At 66.4% G+C, this 21498-nt stretch carries 22 protein-coding genes; 1 reads left to right on the forward strand and 21 read right to left on the reverse strand.

What is annotated here, in order from left to right; all coding sequences use genetic code 11:
• Positions 1–12: 12 nt before the first annotated feature.
• The 19 genes from rpsN to rpsL all read right to left on the reverse strand — a co-directional run bounded on the left by rpsN (position 13) and on the right by rpsL (position 11144).
• A complete protein-coding gene (gene rpsN, locus ACFQ4O_RS00845; RefSeq protein ID WP_271204111.1) occupies positions 13–318 on the reverse strand; it encodes a 30S ribosomal protein S14 in 306 nt (101 codons plus the stop codon).
• A 12-nt stretch (positions 319–330) separates the two neighbouring features.
• Positions 331–888: a 50S ribosomal protein L5 gene (rplE, locus tag ACFQ4O_RS00850; RefSeq protein ID WP_378773700.1), complete on the reverse strand. Its 558-nt coding sequence runs from the start codon at positions 886–888 to the stop codon at positions 331–333.
• Positions 881–1198: a 50S ribosomal protein L24 gene (gene rplX, locus ACFQ4O_RS00855; protein WP_378773701.1), complete on the reverse strand. Its 318-nt coding sequence runs from the start codon at positions 1196–1198 to the stop codon at positions 881–883. Before rplX ends, rplE begins: the two co-directional genes overlap by 8 nt.
• Entirely contained in the window at positions 1198–1566 is a 369-nt protein-coding gene (rplN, locus tag ACFQ4O_RS00860) for a 50S ribosomal protein L14 (protein ID WP_378773702.1), read from the reverse strand. The genes rplX and rplN overlap by 1 nt, the downstream gene beginning before the upstream one ends.
• 89 nt (positions 1567–1655) lie before the next feature.
• Positions 1656–1919, reverse strand: a complete 264-nt coding sequence (rpsQ, locus tag ACFQ4O_RS00865) for a 30S ribosomal protein S17 (protein ID WP_271204108.1) — start codon at positions 1917–1919, stop codon at positions 1656–1658.
• Between the two features lie 17 nt (positions 1920–1936).
• Positions 1937–2137, reverse strand: coding sequence for a 50S ribosomal protein L29 (gene rpmC, locus ACFQ4O_RS00870; protein WP_378773703.1), 201 nt, complete (start codon positions 2135–2137; stop codon positions 1937–1939).
• 11 nt (positions 2138–2148) lie between these two features.
• Positions 2149–2562, reverse strand: a complete 414-nt coding sequence (gene rplP, locus ACFQ4O_RS00875; protein WP_271204106.1) for a 50S ribosomal protein L16 — start codon at positions 2560–2562, stop codon at positions 2149–2151.
• A gap of 24 nt (positions 2563–2586) precedes the next feature.
• Positions 2587–3297, reverse strand: a complete 711-nt coding sequence (rpsC, locus tag ACFQ4O_RS00880) for a 30S ribosomal protein S3 (protein WP_271204105.1) — start codon at positions 3295–3297, stop codon at positions 2587–2589.
• Between the two features lie 10 nt (positions 3298–3307).
• On the reverse strand, positions 3308–3697 hold the full coding sequence (gene rplV, locus ACFQ4O_RS00885; RefSeq protein ID WP_271204104.1) for a 50S ribosomal protein L22: 390 nt from the start codon (positions 3695–3697) through the stop codon (positions 3308–3310).
• A 2-nt stretch (positions 3698–3699) separates the two neighbouring features.
• Positions 3700–3978, reverse strand: a complete 279-nt coding sequence (rpsS, locus tag ACFQ4O_RS00890; RefSeq protein WP_378773704.1) for a 30S ribosomal protein S19 — start codon at positions 3976–3978, stop codon at positions 3700–3702.
• Positions 3979–3992: 14 nt separating this feature from the next.
• Positions 3993–4829: a 50S ribosomal protein L2 gene (rplB, locus tag ACFQ4O_RS00895; RefSeq protein ID WP_378773705.1), complete on the reverse strand. Its 837-nt coding sequence runs from the start codon at positions 4827–4829 to the stop codon at positions 3993–3995.
• Positions 4830–4855: 26 nt separating this feature from the next.
• Positions 4856–5149: a 50S ribosomal protein L23 gene (locus ACFQ4O_RS00900; RefSeq protein ID WP_378773707.1), complete on the reverse strand. Its 294-nt coding sequence runs from the start codon at positions 5147–5149 to the stop codon at positions 4856–4858.
• Positions 5146–5769 (reverse strand): 50S ribosomal protein L4, encoded by a 624-nt coding sequence (gene rplD, locus ACFQ4O_RS00905; RefSeq protein ID WP_378773708.1) that lies wholly within the window; start codon positions 5767–5769, stop codon positions 5146–5148. Before rplD ends, ACFQ4O_RS00900 begins: the two co-directional genes overlap by 4 nt.
• Positions 5769–6509 (reverse strand): 50S ribosomal protein L3, encoded by a 741-nt coding sequence (gene rplC / locus ACFQ4O_RS00910; protein ID WP_378773709.1) that lies wholly within the window; start codon positions 6507–6509, stop codon positions 5769–5771. Before rplC ends, rplD begins: the two co-directional genes overlap by 1 nt.
• A gap of 25 nt (positions 6510–6534) precedes the next feature.
• A complete protein-coding gene (gene rpsJ, locus ACFQ4O_RS00915; RefSeq protein WP_020185793.1) occupies positions 6535–6843 on the reverse strand; it encodes a 30S ribosomal protein S10 in 309 nt (102 codons plus the stop codon).
• Positions 6844–6932: 89 nt separating this feature from the next.
• Positions 6933–8123: an elongation factor Tu gene (gene tuf, locus ACFQ4O_RS00920; protein WP_378773710.1), complete on the reverse strand. Its 1191-nt coding sequence runs from the start codon at positions 8121–8123 to the stop codon at positions 6933–6935.
• Positions 8124–8186: 63 nt separating this feature from the next.
• Entirely contained in the window at positions 8187–10262 is a 2076-nt protein-coding gene (gene fusA, locus ACFQ4O_RS00925) for an elongation factor G (protein ID WP_378773712.1), read from the reverse strand.
• Between the two features lie 28 nt (positions 10263–10290).
• Positions 10291–10761, reverse strand: a complete 471-nt coding sequence (rpsG, locus tag ACFQ4O_RS00930) for a 30S ribosomal protein S7 (protein WP_271204097.1) — start codon at positions 10759–10761, stop codon at positions 10291–10293.
• A gap of 11 nt (positions 10762–10772) precedes the next feature.
• On the reverse strand, positions 10773–11144 hold the full coding sequence (rpsL, locus tag ACFQ4O_RS00935) for a 30S ribosomal protein S12 (protein WP_020185797.1): 372 nt from the start codon (positions 11142–11144) through the stop codon (positions 10773–10775).
• A gap of 373 nt (positions 11145–11517) precedes the next feature.
• Here rpsL and ACFQ4O_RS00940 point away from each other — a divergent pair, with 373 nt between their 5' ends.
• The gene (locus ACFQ4O_RS00940) at positions 11518–12711 is read left to right on the forward strand and encodes an MFS transporter (protein ID WP_378773713.1); all 1194 of its coding nucleotides are present in this window, start codon (positions 11518–11520) and stop codon (positions 12709–12711) included.
• 124 nt (positions 12712–12835) lie between these two features.
• On the opposite strand, the gene rpoC is transcribed toward ACFQ4O_RS00940, so the two are convergent.
• Together rpoC and rpoB are read right to left on the reverse strand one after the other, a co-directional pair.
• Positions 12836–17032 carry a DNA-directed RNA polymerase subunit beta' gene (gene rpoC, locus ACFQ4O_RS00945; protein ID WP_378773714.1) on the reverse strand — a complete coding sequence of 1399 codons (4197 nt, stop codon included), beginning with the start codon at positions 17030–17032 and terminating at the stop codon, positions 12836–12838.
• A 128-nt stretch (positions 17033–17160) separates the two neighbouring features.
• Entirely contained in the window at positions 17161–21279 is a 4119-nt protein-coding gene (gene rpoB / locus ACFQ4O_RS00950) for a DNA-directed RNA polymerase subunit beta (RefSeq protein ID WP_378773716.1), read from the reverse strand.
• Positions 21280–21498: the final 219 nt, after the last annotated feature.

Below are 21498 nucleotides of genomic sequence, written 5' to 3' on the forward strand. Positions count from 1 at the left end.
GATCAGTCCTCCTCACCAGCTGGACTTCAGGAGCCCCGGGACCAGGCCCTTGGAGCCCAGGTCACGGATGGCGATGCGGGAGATGCCGAGCTTGCGGTAGTACGCGCGCGGACGTCCCGTGACTTCGCACCGATTGCGGATGCGGGTCTTGGAGCCGTTGCGGGGAAGCTCAGCCAGCTTGAGGCGCGCCGCGAAGCGCTCCTCAAGCTCGAGGCTCTCGTTCTTGGCGATGGCCTTCAGCTCGGCCCGCTTCGCGGCGAAGCGGTCGACGAGCTGCCGACGGCGGTTGTTCTTCTCGATCGCGCTCTTCTTAGCCATGCGATCCTCCCGTCACTGCCTGAAGGGGAAGTTGAGGGCGCGCAGCAGAGCGCGTGCCTCGTCGTCAGACTTCGCCGTCGTGCAGACGATGACGTCCATGCCCCACACCTGATCGATCTTGTCGTACTCGATCTCGGGGAACACGATGTGCTCCTTGATGCCCATGGCGAAGTTGCCACGGCCGTCGAAGCTCTTCGGGTTCAGGCCGCGGAAGTCGCGGACGCGCGGCAGCGCGATCGTGACCAGGCGATCCATGAACTCGAACATGCGCTCGCGTCGCAGGGTGACCTTGGCGCCGACCGACTGGCCTTCGCGCAGCTTGAAGGTCGCGATCGAATTGCGCGCCTTGGTGATGACCGGCTTCTGGCCGGCGATCTTGGCGAGCTCGGCGACCGCGTTGGTGACCTTCTTGGAGTCGGCGACGCCTTCGCCGATGCCCATGTTGATCACGATCTTCTCGACCGCGGGCACCTCGAACGGGTTCTTGTAGCCGAACTCCTCGAGGAGCTTCGGACGCACCACGTCGGCGTAGTGCGCCTTCATGCGGGACGTGTAACCGGCCTCAGCCATCGATCTGCTCCCCCGAACGGGCCGCGACGCGCACCTTGCGGCCGTCGTCCAGGACCTTGAAGCTCACGCGCGTGGCCTTGCCGTCCTTCGGGTCGGCGAGCGCGATGTTGGACAGGTGGATGGCGGCTTCCTTGGAGATGATGCCGCCTTCCTGGGACTGGGTCTGGCGCTGGTGGCGCTTCACCACGTTGACGCCGCGCACCACGGCGCGCTCGTCCTGCGGGAGCACCTGCAGCACTTCGCCGGTCTTGCCCTTGTCGCGGCCGGTGAGAACGACGACCTTGTCGCCCTTCTTGATCTTCGCGGCCATCACAGCACCTCCGGCGCGAGCGAAATGATCTTCATGTGGTTCTTGGCGCGCAGCTCGCGCGGGACCGGCCCGAAGATACGGGTGCCGACCGGCTCTTTCTGGTTGTTGATCAGCACGGCCGCGTTGCGGTCGAACCGGATCACCGAACCGTCGAGGCGGCGGATGTCCTTGGCGGTGCGAACGACGACCGCCTTCATGACGTCGCCCTTCTTCACGCGGCCGCGCGGAATCGCTTCCTTGATCGACACCACGATGATGTCGCCCACGCCGGCGTAGCGGCGGCCTGCGCCGCCCAGAACCTTGATGCACATCACGCGCTTGGCGCCGCTGTTGTCAGCGACGTCGAGGTTGCTCTGCATCTGAATCATGGCCTTGAGCCTTTCACGTAACGCCCGGACCGGTATCCTCTCGCGAAGGAGCGGACCTCGCCCGGCGGGCCTTGGTCTTCAGATGAAATTCATTCGGCCGGCGTGGGAGCCGCGTCGACCGCAGCGTCGGGACGAACGACCCAGCGCTTCAGCTTCGAGATCGGACGGCTCTCCTCGATCCACACGAGGTCGCCGACCTTGAACAGGCCGTTCTCGTCATGGGCGTGGTAGTGCTTGGTCCGGCGCACCGTCTTCTTGAGAAGCGGGTGCGTGAACCGACGCTCCACCTTGACCACGACGGTCTTGGCGTTCTTGTCGGAAATGACAGTCCCCAGAAGGACGCGTTTCGGCATGATGTCCTCCTCAGGCCTTACTTGGCTTCCGCCCGCTTGGCGGAAGCCACGGTGCGGATGCGCGCGATGTCGCGACGCGCCTGACGCACCTGCGCAGTGTTTTCCAGCTGACCCGTGGCCTTCTGGAAGCGCAGGTTGAACTGCTGCTTCTTCAGCTTCACGAGCTCGTCGTCGAGCTGGTCGACGGACAGCGTGTTCAGGTCTCGAGCCTTCGCCATGACGTCCTCCCTCACTCGGCGATGCGCTGGACGAAGCGCGTCCGGATCGGCAGCTTGGCGGCCGCCAGGGACAGAGCTTCGCGGGCGAGTTCGGCGGGAACGCCGTCGATCTCGAACATGATACGGCCGGGCTTAACCTTGGCGGCCCAGAACTCGGGCGCGCCCTTGCCTTTACCCATTCGAACTTCCGCCGGCTTCGACGAGACGGGCACGTCCGGGAACACTCGGATCCAGACGCGGCCGGCGCGCTTCATATGACGGGTGAGCGCCCGGCGGGCCGCCTCGATCTGACGCGCGGTGACCCGCTCGGGTTCGAGGGCCTTAAGGCCATAGGCTCCAAAGTTCAAGTCAAATCCGCCCTTGGCGGCGCCGCTGATGCGGCCCTTGAACTGTTTGCGGAACTTAGTGCGCTTCGGTTGCAGCATGACTTAGTCTCCAAGCCCCCCGGATCACGCCGCGTCGCGGCGGTTCGGACGGCCGCCGCCGCCGGCCGATTCTTCGGCCAGACGACGGTCCTGGGCCATGGGATCGTGCTCCATGACCTCGCCCTTGAAGATCCACACCTTCACGCCGCAGGTGCCCATGGCCGTCTTGGCCGTGGCGACGCCGTAATCGACGTCGGCGCGCAACGTGTGAAGCGGAACGCGGCCCTCGCGGTACCACTCGGTGCGGGCGATCTCAGCGCCGCCGAGACGGCCGGCGCAGTTGATGCGGATGCCCTCGGCGCCCAGACGCATCGCCGACTGAACGGCGCGCTTCATGGCGCGGCGGAACGCCACACGGCGCTCGAGCTGCTGCGCGATCGAATCGGCGACCAGGGTCGCGTCGATCTCCGGCTTGCGCACCTCAACGATGTTGATGTGCACTTCCGAAGAGGTCATGGAGGCGACCTTCTTGCGCAGCTTGTCGATGTCCGCGCCCTTCTTGCCGATCACGATGCCCGGACGGGCGGAGTAGATCGACACGCGGCACTTCTTGTGGGGACGCTCGATGACGATCTTGGAGACCGCCGCCTGCTTCAGATCCTTCAGCAGCGCGTCACGGATCTTGATGTCCTCGTGCAGCAGCTTGCCGTACTCGCCCTTGCCGGCGAACCAGCGCGAGTCCCACGTGCGGTTGATGCCGAGCCGAAGCCCGATCGGGTTGACTTTGTGACCCATCGTCTCCTCCTCAGGCCTTGGCCGCGTCGCGCTCGACCTGGCGAACGATGATCGTCAGGTGCGAGAACGGCTTCTGAATGGTTCCCACCCGGCCACGGGCCCGCGGGGAGAACCGCTTCATGACGATCGACTTGCCCACATAGGCCTGCGCGACCACGAGATCGTCCACGTCCAGGTCGTGGTTGTTCTCGGCGTTGGCGATGGCGCTTTCGAGCGTCTTCTTGACCTGGCCGGCGATGCGCTTGCGCGAGAAGGTCAGGTCGGCGAGCGCCGTCTCGACCTTCTTGCCGCGGATCAGCTGCGCGACGAGGTTCAGCTTCTGCGGCGAGATCCGGACCATGCGGAGCACGGCCTTGGCCTCGTTGTCGGGAAGCGCGCGGGGAGCGGACTGCTTGCCCATGATTACTTCCTCTTCGACTTCTTGTCCGCCGCGTGGCCGTAGAAGGTGCGCGTCGGGGCGAACTCGCCGAACTTGTGGCCGATCATCTCTTCCGAGATGTTGACCGGGACGTGCTTCTGGCCGTTGTAGACCCCGAAGGTGAGGCCCACGAACTGCGGGAGGATCGTGGAGCGACGGCTCCAGATCTTGATGATTTCATTGCGGGTCGAGGACCGCGCGGCGTCCGCCTTCTTCAGCAGATAGCCGTCGACGAACGGACCCTTCCAAACAGAACGCGCCATTGTCCGCTCTCCGCTTACTTCTTCTTACGGGCGTGGCGGCTCGACACGATGAACTTGTCGGTCGCCTTGTTGGAACGGGTCCGCTTGCCCTTGGTCGGCTTGCCCCACGGAGTGACCGGGTGACGGCCGCCCGAGGTGCGGCCTTCGCCGCCGCCGTGCGGATGGTCGACCGGGTTCATGGTCACGCCACGATTGTGCGGGCGACGGCCGAGCCAGCGCGAGCGGCCCGCCTTGCCCAGGCTGATGTTCGCGTGGTCGGGGTTCGACACCGCGCCCACGGTGGCGAAGCACTGGCCATGGACCATGCGCTGCTCGCCGGAGTTCAGACGCAGCGTCACGTAGCCCTGGTCGCGGCCGACGATCTGCGCGTAGGCGCCCGCCGACCGGGCGATCTGCCCGCCGCGGCCGATCTTCAGCTCCACGTTGTGGACGATCGTGCCGACCGGCGCCGCGCCGAGGGGCATGGCGTTGCCGGGCTTCACGTCCACCTGGGCGCCGGCGACGACGGTGTCGCCGACCGCGAGGCGCTGCGGCGCCAGGATGTAGCTCAGCTCGCCGTCCTCATAGCGGATCAGCGCGATGAAGGCGGTGCGGTTCGGATCGTACTCTATCCGCTCCACCGTCGCCGGCACGTCGAGCTTGCGCCGCTTGAAGTCGATCAGGCGGTAGGTGCGCTTGTGACCACCGCCGCGGAAGCGGACGGTGATGCGGCCGTAGTTGTTACGGCCGCCCGAGGACGACAGGCCCTCGGTCAGCTGCTTGACCGGCTTGCCCTTGTAGAGGGCGGAACGGTCGACGATCACGAGCTGGCGAAGGCCAGGAGTGATCGGGTTGAATGTCTTGAGCGCCATGATTCAGGCTCCCTCCCCGGTCCGGCTCAGAGACCCGTCGTCACGTCGATCGAGTGGCCCTCTTCCAAGGTCACGATCGCGCGCTTGACGTCGCTCTGGCGGCCGATGCGACCGCGGAAACGCTTTTCCTTGCCCTTGCGGACAAGCGTGTTGACGCTCACGACCTTGACGTCGAAGAGCTTCTCGACAGCCGCCTTGATCTGCGGCTTGGTGGCCGTGTCCGCGACGCGGAAGACCACCTTGTTCTGCTCGGACGCATACGTCGCCTTCTCGGTGATCACCGGGGCGCGAATGACGTCGAAGTGGCGCACGTCGGTCATTTGAAGCGCGCCTCCAGCGCATCGATGGCGGCCTTCGTCAGCACGAGCGTGTCGCGACGAAGGATGTCATAGACGTTGATGCCCTGGACCGGCAGCACATCCACGTAAGGAACGCTGCGGACCGCAAGCTTGACGTTGTTCTCGACCTCGGCGCCGTCCACGATCAGGGCGTTGGCGAAGCCGAGCTTCTCGATCCGGTCCTTCAGGGCCTTGGTCTTCGGCTCGTCCAGCGAGAAGCTGTCGAGCACGACGATCTGCTGGTCCTTAGCCTTGGCCGAGAGGGCGTGCTTCAGGCCGAGCGCGCGGAACTTCTTGTTCAGCTCATGCGCATGGGAGCGCACGACCGGACCGAAGGCGCGCCCGCCGCCGCGGAACTGCGGGGCGGAAGCCTGGGCGTGACGGGCGCGGCCCGTGCCCTTCTGCTTGTACATCTTCTTGCCCGTGCGGGCGATGTCCGAGCGGCCGAGCGTCTGGTGCGTGCCGGCCTGACGGCGGGCGAGCTGCCAGCGAACCACGCGGTGCAGGATGTCCGCGCGCGGCTCCAGACCGAAGATGTCGTCGGAGAGCGAGATCTTCTCGCCCGCGGCGCCGTCGGCGGTGGTGATTGCGATGTCGACCATCACGCGTTCTCCGTCTCAGCGGCGGCCTCGGGAGCGGTCTCGGCCGGCGTCGCGCCGTTGGCGCCGCGCTCGCGGAACGCGCCCGGCAGCGGCAGGCCGTCCGGCAGCTTGGTCTTGACCGCGTCGCGGACCAGGATCCAGCCGCCCTTCACGCCCGGAACCGCGCCTTCGACCAGGATCAGGCCGCGCTCCACGTCGGTGGAGACCACGCGCAGGTTCTGCGTCGTGACCCGCTCCGCGCCGAGATGACCGGCCATCTTCTTGTTCTTGAACACCTTGCCCGGATCCTGGCGACCGCCGGTGGAGCCGTGCGAACGGTGCGAGATCGACACGCCGTGGGTGGCGCGCAGACCGCCGAAGTTCCAGCGCTTCATGGCGCCGGCGAAGCCCTTACCCGTGGAGGTGCCGGTCACGTCGACCCGCTGGCCCACCAGGAAGTGGTCGGCCGTGATCTCGGCGCCGACGGGGATCACCGCGTCGGGCGACACCCGGAACTCGACCACCTTGCGCTTGGGCTCGACTTCCGCCTTGGCGAAGTGGCCGCGCTCGGCGCGCGTCGCGTTCTTCGCCTTGCGGACGCCGGCGCCCAGCTGCAGCGCCACGTAACCATTGCCCTCGAGGGTGCGATGCGCCACGACCTGGCACTGCTCGACCTTGAGAACGGTGACCGGAACATGCTCGCCAGCATCCGTGAAGATGCGCGTCATGCCCAGTTTCTGTGCGATAACTCCGGACCGCATGAGCGTCGTCCTTCTCCTCAGCCGATCAGAGCTTGATCTCGACGTCCACGCCGGCCGCGAGGTCGAGCTTCATCAGCGCGTCCACGGTCTGCGGGGTCGGATCAACGATGTCGAGCAGACGCTTGTGCGTCCGGATCTCGAACTGCTCACGGCTCTTCTTGTCGACGTGGGGCGAGCGGTTCACCGTGAACTTCTCGATGCGCGTCGGGAGCGGGATCGGACCACGCACCTGCGCGCCCGTCCGCTTCGCCGTCGACACGATCTCGCGAGTCGAGCTGTCGAGGATGCGGTGGTCGAACGCCTTGAGGCGGATCCGGATGTTCTGACCGTTCATTGTACTTCGGTCTCCACGGAGGTAAGGGCGGCGCCCTGTCTACGAGATCAGGGCGCGCCCGCCCCGGCAGCTTGAAAAACGAGCTCAGATCACTCGATGATGGAAGCGACGACGCCTGCGCCGACGGTGCGGCCGCCTTCGCGGATGGCGAAGCGCAGCTTCTCCTCCATCGCGATCGGAACGATCAGCTCGACCGTCATCGCGATGTTGTCGCCCGGCATAACCATTTCCGTGCCTTCCGGCAGGTGCACCACGCCCGTCACGTCCGTCGTCCGGAAGTAGAACTGCGGACGGTAGTTCGTGAAGAACGGCGTGTGACGACCGCCCTCTTCCTTCGTCAGGATGTAGGCTTCGGCCTTGAACTTCGTGTGCGGCTTCACAGAGCCCGGCTTGCACAGCACCTGGCCGCGCTCCACGTCCTCACGCTTCGTGCCGCGCAGCAGCGCGCCGATGTTGTCGCCCGCCTGGCCCTGGTCCAGAAGCTTGCGGAACATCTCGACGCCGGTCACCGTCGTCTTCACCGTCGGGCGGATGCCGACGATCTCGACTTCCTCGCCGACCTTCACGATGCCGCGCTCCACGCGGCCGGTCACCACCGTGCCGCGGCCCGAGATCGAGAACACGTCCTCGACCGGCATCAGGAACGGCTGGTCAACCGGACGCTCCGGCTGCGGGATGTACGCGTCCACTTCCGCCATCAGCTTCAGGATCGCGTCGTGGCCGAGCTCCTGCGACGAGTTCTCGAGCGCCGCGAGCGCCGAACCCTTCACGATCGGAATGTCGTCGCCGGGGAAGTCGTACTTCGACAGAAGCTCGCGCACCTCGAGCTCGACCAGCTCGAGGAGCTCCGGATCGTCGACCATGTCGCACTTGTTCAGGAACACCACCAGCGCCGGAACGCCGACCTGGCGCGCCAGAAGGATGTGCTCGCGGGTCTGCGGCATCGGGCCGTCGGCCGCCGACACCACCAGGATCGCGCCGTCCATCTGCGCCGCGCCCGTGATCATGTTCTTCACGTAGTCAGCGTGGCCCGGGCAGTCCACATGCGCGTAGTGACGGTTCGCCGTCTCGTACTCCACATGCGCCGTCGAGATCGTGATCCCGCGCGCCTTCTCTTCCGGAGCCTTGTCGATCTGGTCGTACGCCGTGAACGTCGCACCGCCCGTCTCAGCCAGAATCTTCGTGATCGCAGCCGTCAAAGACGTCTTGCCATGGTCAACGTGACCAATCGTTCCAATGTTGCAGTGCGGCTTCGTCCGCGCGAACTTTTCCTTGGCCATGGCGAAGGCTCCGTTCTTGTCTTGAGATCGTTTCGGTGAGGGTGGTCGTCAGTCGCTGCGGGCTCAGGCGTACTTCGCCTGAACCTCCTGCGCGACGTTCGACGGCACCTGCTCGTAATGGTCGAATTCCATGCTGTAGTTCGCGCGGCCCTGGCTGAACGAACGCAGCGTGTTGATGTAGCCGAACATGTTGGCGAGCGGGACCATGGCGTTCACCACGTTCGCGTTGCCGCGCATGTCCTGGCCCTGGATCTGGCCACGGCGGGAGTTGAGGTCGCCGATGACGGAGCCGGTGTAGTCCTCGGGGGTGACCACCTCGACCTTCATGATCGGCTCGAGCAGCACCGCGCCGCCCTTCTGCAGGGCCTCGCGGAACGCCGCGCGGGAGGCGATTTCGAAGGCGAGAGCGGACGAGTCCACCTCGTGGAACGCGCCGTCGACCAGCTCGACCTTGACGTCGACCACGGGGAAGCCCGCGACCACGCCGGAGCCCAGCACGGACTCGAGGCCCTTCTGGACGCCCGGGATGTACTCCTTCGGCACGGCGCCGCCGACGATCTTCGACTCGAACTCGAAGCCCTTGCCGACCTCGTTCGGAGCCACGCGGAACTTCACGCGGGCGAACTGGCCGGTGCCGCCGGTCTGCTTCTTGTGGGTGTAATCCACGTCGACCGGCTTGGTCAGGGTCTCGCGATAGGCCACCTGCGGCGCGCCGATGTTGGCGTCCACCTTGTAGGTGCGCTTCAGGATGTCGACCTTGATGTCGAGGTGAAGCTCGCCCATGCCCTTCAGGATGGTCTGGCCGGACTCGGCGTCCGTCGACACGCGGAAGGACGGATCCTCGGCGGCGAGCTTGGACAGCGCGATGCCGAGCTTCTCCTGGTCAGCCTTGGTCTTCGGCTCGATGGCGATCTCGATGACCGGCTCCGGGAACTCCATGCGCTCCAGGATCGCGGGCTTCAGGGGGTCGCACAGGGTGTCGCCGGTGCGCACTTCCTTCAGGCCGGCCAGGGCGACGATGTCGCCGGCATAGGCTTCCTTGATGTCTTCGCGGTTGTTCGCATGCATGAGCAGCATGCGGCCGACGCGCTCCTTCTTGTCGCGGGTCGAGTTCAGCAGGGTCGAGCCCGACTCCAGCTTGCCCGAGTAGACGCGGCAGAAGGTGATGGTGCCGACGAACGGGTCGTCCATGATCTTGAACGCGAGAACCGACAGCGGCGCGGCGTCGGACGGCTCGCGGACGATCGGCTCTTCGGTCTTGAAGTCGATGCCGGACACCGCGCCGCGATCGAGCGGCGACGGCAGGTAGTCCACCACGGCGTCGAGCAGGGGCTGCACGCCCTTGTTCTTGAACGCGGAGCCACAGAGCACCGGCGTGAAGGCGCGGGTCAGCACGGCCTTGCGGAGCAGGGCCTTGAGGGTCTCCTCATCCGGCTCCTCGCCTTCGAGGAACTTCTCGAGCGCGGTGTCGTCGAGCTCGACGGCGGCCTCGATCATCTTGGCGCGGTATTCCACGGCCTGATCGGCGAGATCGGCCGGGATCTCCTGGTCGCCGAAGTTGGCGCCGAGGTTCTCGTTCTCCCAGACCACCGCCTTCATGCGGACGAGGTCGATGACGCCGGCGAAGGCGCTCTCGGAGCCGATCGGAAGCTGGATCGCCACCGGCTTGCCGGCGACGCGGGTGTCGATCTCCTTCAGGCAGCGGAAGAAGTCGGCGCCGATCTTGTCCATCTTGTTGACGAACACCACGCGCGGCACGCCGTACTTGTCGGCCTGACGCCACACGGTCTCGGTCTGGGGCTCCACGCCGGCGTTGCCGTCGAGCACGCACACCGCGCCGTCGAGCACGCGAAGCGAACGCTCCACCTCGATGGTGAAGTCCACGTGGCCCGGCGTGTCGATGATGTTCAGACGCTTGCCGTTCCAGAAGGTCGTCGTCGCGGCGGACGTGATCGTGATGCCGCGCTCCTGCTCCTGCTCCATCCAGTCCATGGTGGCGGCGCCATCATGGACTTCGCCCAGCTTGTGGGACTTGCCGGAGTAGAACAGGACGCGTTCGGTCGTGGTCGTCTTGCCGGCATCGATGTGGGCCATGATGCCGAAGTTACGATAGTCTTCGATCGCGTGGGAGCGGGCCATGATCTCGGTCCTTAAACTGTCTGCTCGATTACCAGCGGTAGTGCGAGAACGCGCGGTTCGCTTCCGCCATGCGGTGCGTATCTTCGCGCTTCTTCACCGCCGAGCCACGATTGTTCGAGGCGTCGATGAGCTCGGCCGACAGACGGTCGACCATGGTCTTCTCGTTGCGGGCGCGGGCGGAGGCCAGCAGCCAGCGGAGAGCGAGCGCCTGACGACGCTCCGGCCGGACCTCGACCGGAACCTGGTAGGTCGCGCCGCCGACACGGCGGGAGCGGACCTCGAGAGCCGGAGCGATGTTGTCGAGCGCCTGATGGAACACGGCGATCGGCGACTGCTTCAGCTTGGATTCGACGGAGTCGAACGCGCCGTACACGATGGTCTCGGCGGTCGACTTCTTGCCGTCACGCATGACGGTGTTCATGAACTTCGTGACGATGATGTCCCCGAACTTCGGATCGGGATGGACTTCACGACGCTCTGCGGAATGACGACGGGACATGGTTCAGAACCTCACTTCGGCCGCTTGGCGCCGTACTTCGAACGGCGCTGCTTGCGGTTCTTGACGCCCTGCGTGTCGAGCACGCCGCGGAGGATGTGGTAGCGCACGCCCGGAAGGTCCTTCACGCGGCCGCCGCGGATCATGACGACCGAATGCTCCTGGAGGTTGTGACCCTCGCCCGGAATGTAGCCGATGACCTCGAAGCCGTTGGTGAGACGCACCTTGGCGACCTTACGAAGCGCCGAGTTCGGCTTCTTCGGCGTGGTGGTGTAGACGCGCGTGCAGACGCCGCGCTTCTGCGGGCACGCCTGAAGCGCCGGAACCTTGTTGCGCGCCGTCGGCGCCTGCCGAGGCTTGCGGATCAACTGGCTGATGGTGGGCATCGTTGGCCTTACCGCTTTCCTTGTAAACCAGCGTTCCGCGCACCCCGTCATCGAGGCGCGCAAAACGAAATGACGCCTGCTCTCGGAAAACCGAGCGCGGGCGCCGCTCCCTGCAGAGGACCAACGACGACGAAGCGCCGGGGTCATGAACCGCAACTGACCGTGTGGTCGCGACAGCGTCTAATTCCGAAAGGTCGGCGCGTGGACCGCAACCGACAGCGTGGAATTACCGCCTGCCGAAGAGTGGGGCGCTTCTACCGCGCGAATCCTAGAGTGTCAACACCACGGGCCGAGAACTTGACGGAGTTCTAACGGATGCGCCCTGATCCGGAACGCGCGGCGCCCCGCCGCGCGCTGTTCCGGACCCGTCGAAATGCCGCATTCCGCCTCCCGCCGCGCCATCGCGTTCGTCAACGTGGCGCATTTGCTCGATCATTACGTGCTGCTGATCTTTCCGACGGCGGTGATCGTCATGGCGCACGACCTTGGACTTGCCTACGGACACCTGATCGCGCTGTCCACGGGCGCCTTCGTCGCTTTCGGCCTGTTCGCCCTGCCCATGGGCTGGCTCGCGGAGCGAGTCGGCCGTCGCAACCTGCTGGCGGCCTTCTTCTTCGGCTGCGGCGGAGCGCTCATCGGGCTTGGCCTGAGCACCGGCTCCACGGCGCTCGCGGTCTGGCTGCTGATTCTGGGCGCGTTCAGCGCGATCTACCATCCGATCGGCGCGTCGCTGCTCGTCACCCACGCAACGTCGCTCGGCCGCACGCTCGGCTGGAACGGCGTGTTCGGCAATGTGGGGACCGCCTTCGCCTCGGGCGGCACCGCCATGGCCGCGAGCGCCTTCGGCTGGCGCGCCGCCTTCCTGATCCCGGCCGTGGTCTGCCTGACGCTCGGCGCGGCCTATCTCGCCTTCGCGCCCGCCGACAGCGCCGCGGACCGCCGGCCCAGCGTCCCCTCCTCCGCCGCCGACTTCCGGCTCCCCCTGCCCGTGCTGCTGACGCTGTTCGGCGCCGCGCTGGTCGCCGGCGGCATGACCTTCAACATCACCAGCATCTCGCTGCCCAAGGCGGTGGACGAGCGGCTCGGCTTTCCCCTGCCGATCGAGGCGGTCGGCTGGCTCGTGACCGGCGTGTTCCTGTTCGGCGCGATGACGCAGCTCGCGGTCGGCCGGCTGGTGGACCGCTTCTCCCTGCCGGTGATCTTCGTGGGGCTCGCCGCGCTCCAGACCACGGGGCTCACCCTCGCCGCGGCCTTCGGCGGCGGGGCGATGCTGGCCGGGCTCGCGCTGGCGGTGGCCGGCATCTACGGCCAGGTCGTGGTCAACGACGCCATGGTGGCCCGCTACACGCCGGCGCATCTGCGCACCAAGGCCTACAGCGTGCGCTACTTCCTCGGCTTCACCGTCAGCGGCTTCGCGGCGGCGCTGATCGGCGTCGCCCATGGCGCGGGCGGCTTCGGGCTGACCTTCGGCGTCGCCGCCGCCTTCGCCGCCACGATCCTGTGCGTGGCGCTGGCGTTCCGCTTCAGCCTGCGCCGTCCGGAGCCCGCCGACGTCCCGACCGGCTGACGCCCCGGCCGCTTCATAGGGGAGGCGCCGAAACGCGCCCTTCGCTCTCCAAAAGAAAAAAGGCCGCCGGATCGCTCCGGCGGCCTTTTCCATCTGTTGCGGCGGGCGAGGCGCCCGCCCCGGATCACTCCGCGGCGTCGGAGGCCGGCAGCAGGGCCGTGTCCGGCGACACGCCCGATTCCTGCGCCTTCTGGGCGAGGATCAGGTCGTCGCGGTGGGTCGCGATCTCGCGCACCTTGTTCATCACCGAGCCGGTGCCCGCCGGGATGAGGCGGCCGACGATGACGTTCTCCTTCAGGCCCTCGAGGTCGTCCACCTTGCCGTTGACCGCGGCCTCGGTGAGCACGCGGGTCGTCTCCTGGAAGGAGGCGGCCGAGATGAAGGATCGGGTCTGCAGCGACGCCTTGGTGATGCCGAGCAGCACGGGGTGGCCGACCGCGGGCTTCTTGCCCTCGGCCTCGGCCTTCGTGTTGACCGCCTCGAACTCCATCTTGTCGACCTGCTCGTTGGTGATCAGGTCGGTTTCGCCGGCGTCCGAGATCTCCACCTTCTGCAGCATCTGGCGGACGATCACCTCGATGTGCTTGTCGTTGATGGTCACGCCCTGAAGCCGGTAGACCTCCTGGATCTCGTTGACGAGGTAAGCCGCGAGCTCCTCCACGCCCTTGATCGCCAGGATGTCGTGCGGCGCCGGGTTGCCGTCGACGATGTAGTCGCCCTGCTCCACCACGTCGCCATCCTGCAGGTGGATGTGCTTGCCCTTGGGGATCAGGTACTCGACCGGCTCGCCGCCGTCGCTCGGGATGAGCGAGAGGCGACGCTTGTTCTTGTAGTCCTTGCCGAACTGCACCGTGCCGGAGACCTCGGCGATGATCGCCGCGTCCTTCGGACGGCGCGCCTCGAACAGCTCCGCCACGCGCGGCAGACCGCCCGTGATGTCGCGGGTCTTGGCGCTCTCGGTCGGGATACGGGCCAGCACGTCGCCGGCGCGCACCTCGGAGCCGGGCGAGACCGACAGGATCGCGTCCGCCGCCAGCAGATAGCGCGCCTCGCCGCCCTTGGCCGGACGGGCGATCTTGCCGTCCGAACCGAAGATGGTGACCGCCGGCTTGAGGTCGGCGTTGCGGGTCGAGGTGCGCCAGTCGGTGACCACGCGCTTGGTGATGCCCGTGGCCTCGTCCGACGTCTCCTTGACGGAGGCGCCTTCCACCAGATCCTCGAAGGCGACCTTGCCGTCCACCTCGGTGAGGATCGGACGGGTGTAGGGGTCCCACTCCGCGATGCGCTGGCCGCGCTTGATCTTGTCGCCGTCGTCCACCTTCAGGCGGGAGCCGTACTGCAGACGATGGGTGGCGCGCTCGGTGACGCCGTCGGCGTCCACGATCACGACCGCCACGTTGCGGCCCATCACGATCAGGTCGCCGTCGGAGTTGCGGGCCGCGTTGCGGTTCCGCAGCTTGACGGTGCCCTCGAACGAGCTTTCGAGGAAGGACGAGTCCGCCAGCTGCGCCGTGCCGCCGATGTGGAACGTGCGCATGGTGAGCTGGGTGCCCGGCTCGCCGATGGACTGCGCCGCGATGACGCCGACCGCCTCACCGTGGTTGACCGGCGTGCCGCGCGCCAGATCGCGGCCGTAGCAGGCCACGCAGACGCCGACCTTGGTCTCGCAGGTGAGCACCGAGCGGATGCGGATCTCCTGCACGCCCGCCGACATCACCTGCTCGACGTCCTTCTCGGCGAACAGCGTGTTCTTCGGCACGATCAGTTCGCCCGTCGCCGGGTTCAGCACGTCCTCGGCCGCGGTGCGGCCCAGGATGCGCTGGCCGAGCGTCGCCACGATCTGGCCGGCGTCGATCACCGCGCGGACGCGGATGCCCGACTCCGAGCCGCAATCGTCCTCGGTGATGATGCAGTCCTGCGCCACGTCGACGAGACGGCGGGTCAGGTAGCCCGAGTTCGCGGTCTTCAGAGCGGTGTCGGCGAGGCCCTTACGGGCGCCGTGCGTCGAGTTGAAGTACTCGAGCACCGACAGGCCTTCCTTGAAGTTCGAGATGATCGGGCTCTCGATGATCTCGCCCGACGGCTTGGCCATGAGGCCGCGCATGCCGGCGAGCTGCTTCATCTGCGCCGGCGAGCCGCGGGCGCCCGAGTGGCTCATCATGTAGATCGAGTTGATCTGCTTGGTGCGCCCGGTCTCCTGATCGATCTGGACGGCCGAAATGCGGGCCATCATCTCTTCGGCGATCTTGTCCGTGCACTTGGCCCAGGCGTCGACCACCTTGTTGTACTTCTCGCCCTGAGTGATCAGGCCGTCCTGGTACTGCTGCTCGTATTCCTTGGCGAGCGTGCGGGTGTCGTCGACGATCTTCGTCTTGGTCTCCGGCACCACCATGTCGTCCTTGCCGAACGAGATGCCGGCCTTGAACGCGTTGTGGAACCCGAGCGACATGATCCGGTCGCAGAAGATGACCGTGTCCTTCTGACCGCAGTTTCGGTAGACGGTGTCGATCATGTTCGAGATTTCCTTCTTCGTCATCAGCTTGTTGACGACGTCGAAGGTCAGCTTCGGGGTCTTGGGCAGCAGCTGGCCAAGCATCATGCGGCCGGGCGTGGTCTCGAAGATCTTCGAGACCGGATCGCCGTTCTCATCGACCGAGACGTAACGGCTCTTGATCTTGGTGTGCAGCGTCACAGACTTCGAGAACAGCGCGTGCTCGAGCTCGCCCATGTTGGCGAAGGCCATGCCCTCGCCCGGCTCCTTGTCGCGCATCAGCGTCAGGTAGTAGAGGCCGAGCACGATGTCCTGGGACGGCACGATGATCGGCGCGCCGTTGGCCGGGTGAAGGATGTTGTTGGTCGACATCATGAGCACGCGCGCTTCCAGCTGGGCCTCGAGGCTCAGCGGAACGTGCACGGCCATCTGGTCGCCGTCGAAGTCGGCGTTGAACGCGGCGCAGACCAGCGGGTGAAGCTGGATCGCCTTGCCCTCGATCAGCACCGGCTCGAACGCCTGGATGCCGAGGCGGTGCAGGGTCGGAGCGCGGTTCAGCATCACCGGATGCTCGCGGATCACCTCGTCCAGGATGTCCCAGACCTCCGGCTTCTCCTTCTCCACGAGCTTCTTCGCCTGCTTCACGGTGGCGGAGAGACCCTTGGCGTCGAGACGCGAGTAGATGAACGGCTTGAACAGCTCCAGCGCCATCTTCTTCGGCAGGCCGCACTGGTGCAGCTTCAGCTCCGGGCCGACCACGATGACCGAACGGCCGGAGTAGTCGACGCGCTTGCCGAGCAGGTTCTGGCGGAAGCGGCCCTGCTTGCCCTTCAGCATGTCGGACAGCGACTTCAGCGGACGCTTGTTGACGCCGGTGATGACGCGGCCGCGGCGGCCGTTGTCGAACAGCGCGTCCACCGCCTCCTGAAGCATGCGCTTCTCGTTGCGGATGATGATGTCCGGCGCGCGCAGCTCGATCAGCCGCTTCAGGCGGTTGTTGCGGTTGATGACGCGGCGGTAGAGGTCGTTCAGGTCGGACGTCGCGAAGCGGCCGCCGTCCAGCGGCACCAGCGGACGCAGGTCCGGCGGGATCACCGGCACGACGGTCATGATCATCCAGTCCGGCTTGTTGCCGGATTCGATGAAAGCCTCGACGATCTTCAGGCGCTTGGCGAGCTTCTTCGGCTTCAGCTCGGTGGTCGACTCCGCGATCTCGACGCGGATGTCGGCGGCCATCTTCTCGAGGTCGAGCGCGCGCAGCATGGACTGGATCGCCTCCGCGCCGATCTGCGCGGTGAAGGCGTCCTCGCCATACTCGTCCTGGGCGTGGAGATACTCTTCCTCAGTGAGGAGCTGGCGGTCCTTGAGCGGGGTCAGACCCGTCTCCAGCACCACGTACTTCTCGAAATAGAGGATCGCCTCAAGATCCTTGAGGGTCATGTCCATGAGAAGGCCGATGCGGGACGGCAGCGACTTCAGGAACCAGATGTGGGCGACGGGGGCGGCGAGCTCGATGTGGCCCATGCGCTCGCGGCGCACGCGCGACAGCGTCACCTCCACGCCGCACTTCTCGCAGATGACGCCCTTGTACTTCATCCGCTTGTACTTGCCGCACAGGCACTCGTAGTCCTTGATCGGACCGAAGATGCGCGCGCAGAACAGACCATCGCGTTCGGGCTTGAACGTGCGGTAGTTGATGGTCTCGGGCTTCTTGATCTCGCCGAACGACCACGAAAGGATCTTTTCGGGACTCGCGATCGAGATGCGGATCTGGTCGAACGTCTGGGCCGGAACCTGCGTGTTGAAGAGATTCATCACTTCCTGGTTCATCGCCGTCTCCTTCCGCGAAGCAACCGGGGGCCGCCGCCAAGCGCCGCCGGGTTCGCTCAAAATCCCTGGTCAGCGGCGGGCGGGCCCTGAGGCCCGTCCGCCCAACGGTTCTCCCGAACGGGAGCCCGTCACTCCGCCGCGTCGGCGGGGGGAAGCTCGCCTGCGGCCCGCTTCGAGGTGTGCAGGTCGACGTTGAGGCCGAGCGACCGCATTTCCTTCACGAGCACGTTGAAGCTCTCGGGGATGCCGGCCTCGAAGGCGTCGTCGCCGCGGACGATCGACTCGTAGACCTTGGTGCGGCCCGCCACGTCGTCGGACTTCACCGTCAGCATCTCCTGCAGCGTGTAGGCCGCGCCGTAAGCCTCGAGCGCCCACACCTCCATTTCGCCGAAGCGCTGGCCGCCGAACTGCGCCTTGCCGCCGAGCGGCTGCTGGGTGACCAGCGAGTACGGGCCGATCGAACGGGCGTGGATCTTGTCGTCCACCAGATGGTGCAGCTTCAGCATGTAGATGTAGCCGACGGTGACCTGACGGTCGAACGTGTCGCCGGTGCGGCCGTCATAGAGCGTCACCTGTCCGCTCGTGTCGACGCCCGCGAGCTCCAGCATGCGCTCGATGTCGGCCTCCTTGGCGCCGTCGAACACCGGCGTGGCGATGGGCACGCCGCGCCGCAGGTTCTCGGACATCTCGACGAGCTCCTTGTCGTCGAGCTCCTTCACCTTCGGATCGTCGCCGTAGACCACATCGAGCGTGGACTTGAGGTTTTCAAGCCCCGCGCCCGCCCGGTAGGCGTCGATGGCCTCGCCGATGCGGCGGCCGAGACCCGCGCAGGCCCAGCCGAGATGCGTCTCCAGGATCTGGCCGACGTTCATGCGGCTCGGCACGCCGAGCGGGTTCAGCACGATGTCGGCGTGGGTGCCGTCCGCGAGGAACGGCATGTCCTCCACCGGCACGATCCGCGACACGACGCCCTTGTTGCCGTGACGGCCGGCCATCTTGTCGCCCGGCTGGATCTTGCGCTTCACCGCGATGAAGACCTTGACCATCTTCATCACGCCGGGGGGCATCTCGTCGCCGCGCTGCAGCTTCTCGACCTTGTCGAGGAACCGCTGCTCGAGCCGCTTCTTCTGCTCGTCGTACTGGGCGCGCATGGCCTCCAGCTCGGACATCAGCTTGTCGTCCGAGACGGCGATCTGCCACCAGTGGGAGCGCGGCGCCTCGATCAGGCCCTCGCGGGTCAGCTCCGCGTCCTTCTTGATGGCCTTCGGGCCGGAGATGACCGTCTTGCCCACCAGCATGTCGGCGAGACGGGCGTAGGTGTTGCGGTCGAGGATCGCGAGCTCGTCGTCGCGGTCCTTGGCGAGCCGCTCGATCTCCTCGCGCTCGATCGCCTGGGCGCGCTCGTCCTTGTCCACGCCGTGGCGGTTGAACACGCGCACCTCGACGATGGTGCCGGTCACGCCGGGCGGCACGCGCAGCGAGGTGTCGCGCACGTCCGAGGCCTTCTCGCCGAAGATGGCGCGGAGCAGCTTCTCCTCCGGCGTCATCGGGCTTTCGCCCTTCGGCGTGATCTTGCCGACGAGGATGTCGCCCGCCTGCACTTCCGCGCCGATGTAGACAATGCCGGCTTCGTCGAGGTTCTTCAGCGCCTCTTCCGACACGTTCGGAATGTCGCGCGTGATCTCCTCCGGCCCGAGCTTGGTGTCGCGGGCCGCGACCTCGAACTCCTCGATGTGGATCGAGGTGAACACGTCGTCGGAGACGATCTTCTCGGAGAGAAGGATCGAGTCCTCGAAGTTGTAGCCGTTCCACGGCATGAACGCGACGAGCACGTTGCGGCCGAGCGCCAGCTCGCCGAGCTCCGTCGACGGGCCGTCGGCGATGATCTCGCCCTTCTTCACGATGTCGCCCACGCGCACCAGCGGCTTCTGCGTGATGCAGGTCGACTGGTTGGAGCGCTGGAACTTCATCAGACGGTAGATGTCGACGCCGGGCTTGGCCGGATCGGTCTCTTCCGTCGCGCGGATGACGATGCGGGTGGCGTCCACCTGATCGATCACGCCGGCGCGGCGGGCGGCGATGGCGGCGCCGGAATCGCGGGCGACCACGGCCTCCATGCCCGTGCCCACGAAGGGCGCGTCCGCCTTCACCAGCGGCACGGCCTGACGCTGCATGTTCGAGCCCATGAGCGCGCGGTTGGCGTCGTCGTTCTCAAGGAACGGAATGAGCGCCGCGGCCACCGACACGAGCTGCTTCGGCGACACGTCCATGTAGTCGACGCGCTCGATCGGCACGAACACCACTTCGCCCATGTGGCGGCAGACGATCAGGTCCTCGACGAACTTGCCCGACGTGTCGAGCTGGGCGTTGGCCTGCGCCACGTGATGCTTCGACTCCTCCACCGCCGAGAGGTAGTGCACCTCGTCGGTGACAAGGCCGTCGCGCACCTTGCGGTACGGCGCCTCGATGAAGCCGTACTTGTTCACCCGCGCGAAGGTGGCGAGCGAGTTGATCAGGCCGATGTTCGGGCCTTCCGGCGTCTCGATCGGGCAGATGCGGCCGTAATGGGTCGGGTGCACGTCGCGCACCTCGAAGCCGGCGCGCTCGCGCGTCAGACCGCCCGGCCCGAGCGCCGAGAGACGACGCTTGTGCGTGATCTCGGACAGCGGGTTGGTCTGGTCCATGAACTGCGACAGCTGCGACGAGCCGAAGAACTCGCGCACGGCCGCGGCCGCGGGCTTCGCGTTGATCAGGTCCTGCGGCATGACGGTGTCGATCTCGACCGACGACATGCGCTCCTTGATGGCGCGCTCCATGCGGAGCAGGCCGACGCGGTACTGGTTCTCCATCAGCTCGCCGACCGAGCGCACCCGGCGGTTGCCGAGATGGTCGATGTCGTCGATCTCGCCGCGGCCGTCGCGCAGGTCCACCAGCGTCTTGATGACGGCGAGGATGTCGGCCTTGCGCAGCGTGCGATGGGTGTCCGGCGCGTCGAGGTCGAGGCGCATGTTCATCTTCACGCGCCCGACCGCGGAGAGGTCGTAGCGCTCGGCGTCGAAGAACAGCGACTGGAACATCGCCTCGGCGGTGTCGAGGGTGGGCGGCTCGCCCGGGCGCATGACGCGGTAGATGTCGAACAGCGCCTCCTCGCGGGTGGCGTTCTTGTCCACCGCGAGCGTGTTGCGGATGTAGCCGCCCACGTTGACGTGGTCGATGTCGAGCAGGTTCAGCTCGGTGACGCCGACGTCGATCAGCGTCTCCAGCAGCTTCGGGGTGATCTCGTCGCCGGCCTCGGCCCAGATCTCGCCCGTCCCGCCGTTGACGAGGTCCTCGCCCACATACTGGCCGACCAGCTCCTCGTTGGAGATGCGCAGGTCCTTCACGCCCTTCTCGGCGATCAGGCGCGCCTGGCGGACGGTGAGCTTGCGGCCCGCCTCCAGCACCACTTCGCCGGAGTCGGCGTCGACCAGGTCCACGGCCGCGTTCAGGCCCTTGAGGCGCGCGCCGTCGAACGGCGTGCGCCAGGCGTCGCCGTCACGGGTGTAGAGCACCTTGTTGTAGAAGGTGTCGAGGATGGCCTCGCCGTCCATGCCGAGCGCGAACATCAGCGACGTCACCGGGATCTTGCGGCGACGGTCGATGCGGGCGTGGACGATGTCCTTGGCGTCGAACTCGATGTCGAGCCACGAGCCGCGATAGGGGATGATGCGCGCCGCGAACAGCAGCTTGCCGGACGAGTGCGTCTTGCCCTTGTCGTGGTCGAAGAACACGCCCGGCGAGCGGTGCATCTGGGAGACGATGACGCGTTCGGTGCCGTTGACGATGAAGGTGCCGTTGTCCGTCATGAGCGGCATGTCGCCCATGTAAACGTCCTGCTCCTTGATGTCCTTGACGGACTTGGCGCCGGTCTCCTCGTCCACGTCGAACACGATCAGGCGCAGCGTCACCTTCAGCGGGGCCGCGAAGGTCATGCCGCGCTGGCGGCACTCGTCCACGTCGTACTTCGGCTGCTCGAACTCGTAGGAGACGAACTCCAGCATCGAGGTGTTGGAGAAGTCGGAGATCGGGAACACCGACTTGAACACCGTCTGCAGGCCTTCGTCCGGCCGAGCGTCCTTGCCGTCGAACAGAAGGAACTGGTCGTAAGACGCCTTCTGGACTTCGATCAGGTTCGGCATTTCCGTGACTTCGCGGATCTTGCCGAAGAACTTGCGGACACGCTTGCGGCCGGTGATCGTATGAGCCATCGTCTTCCTCAATCCTGCCGAGAGGCGCGCCTGATCCAAAGCCTTCGCCCGAAGGTCGGGCCTTGGATCAGGCGCGGCGGGTTCGTTCGGTCGTGCGGAACCCGCTTGCGTCGTCGCCACCGGCCGCGGAGCGCACGGGCCGGAAGGCGTTCAAGCCGCGGGAGAAGCCGACGCCTTCCGGCGCCGTCCCCCGCGGCTCATGTTGGTCACGCGAGGAGG

This window comes from Methylopila musalis, from assembly GCF_042679725.1.
GTDB lineage: Bacteria > Pseudomonadota > Alphaproteobacteria > Rhizobiales > Methylopilaceae > Methylopila > Methylopila musalis.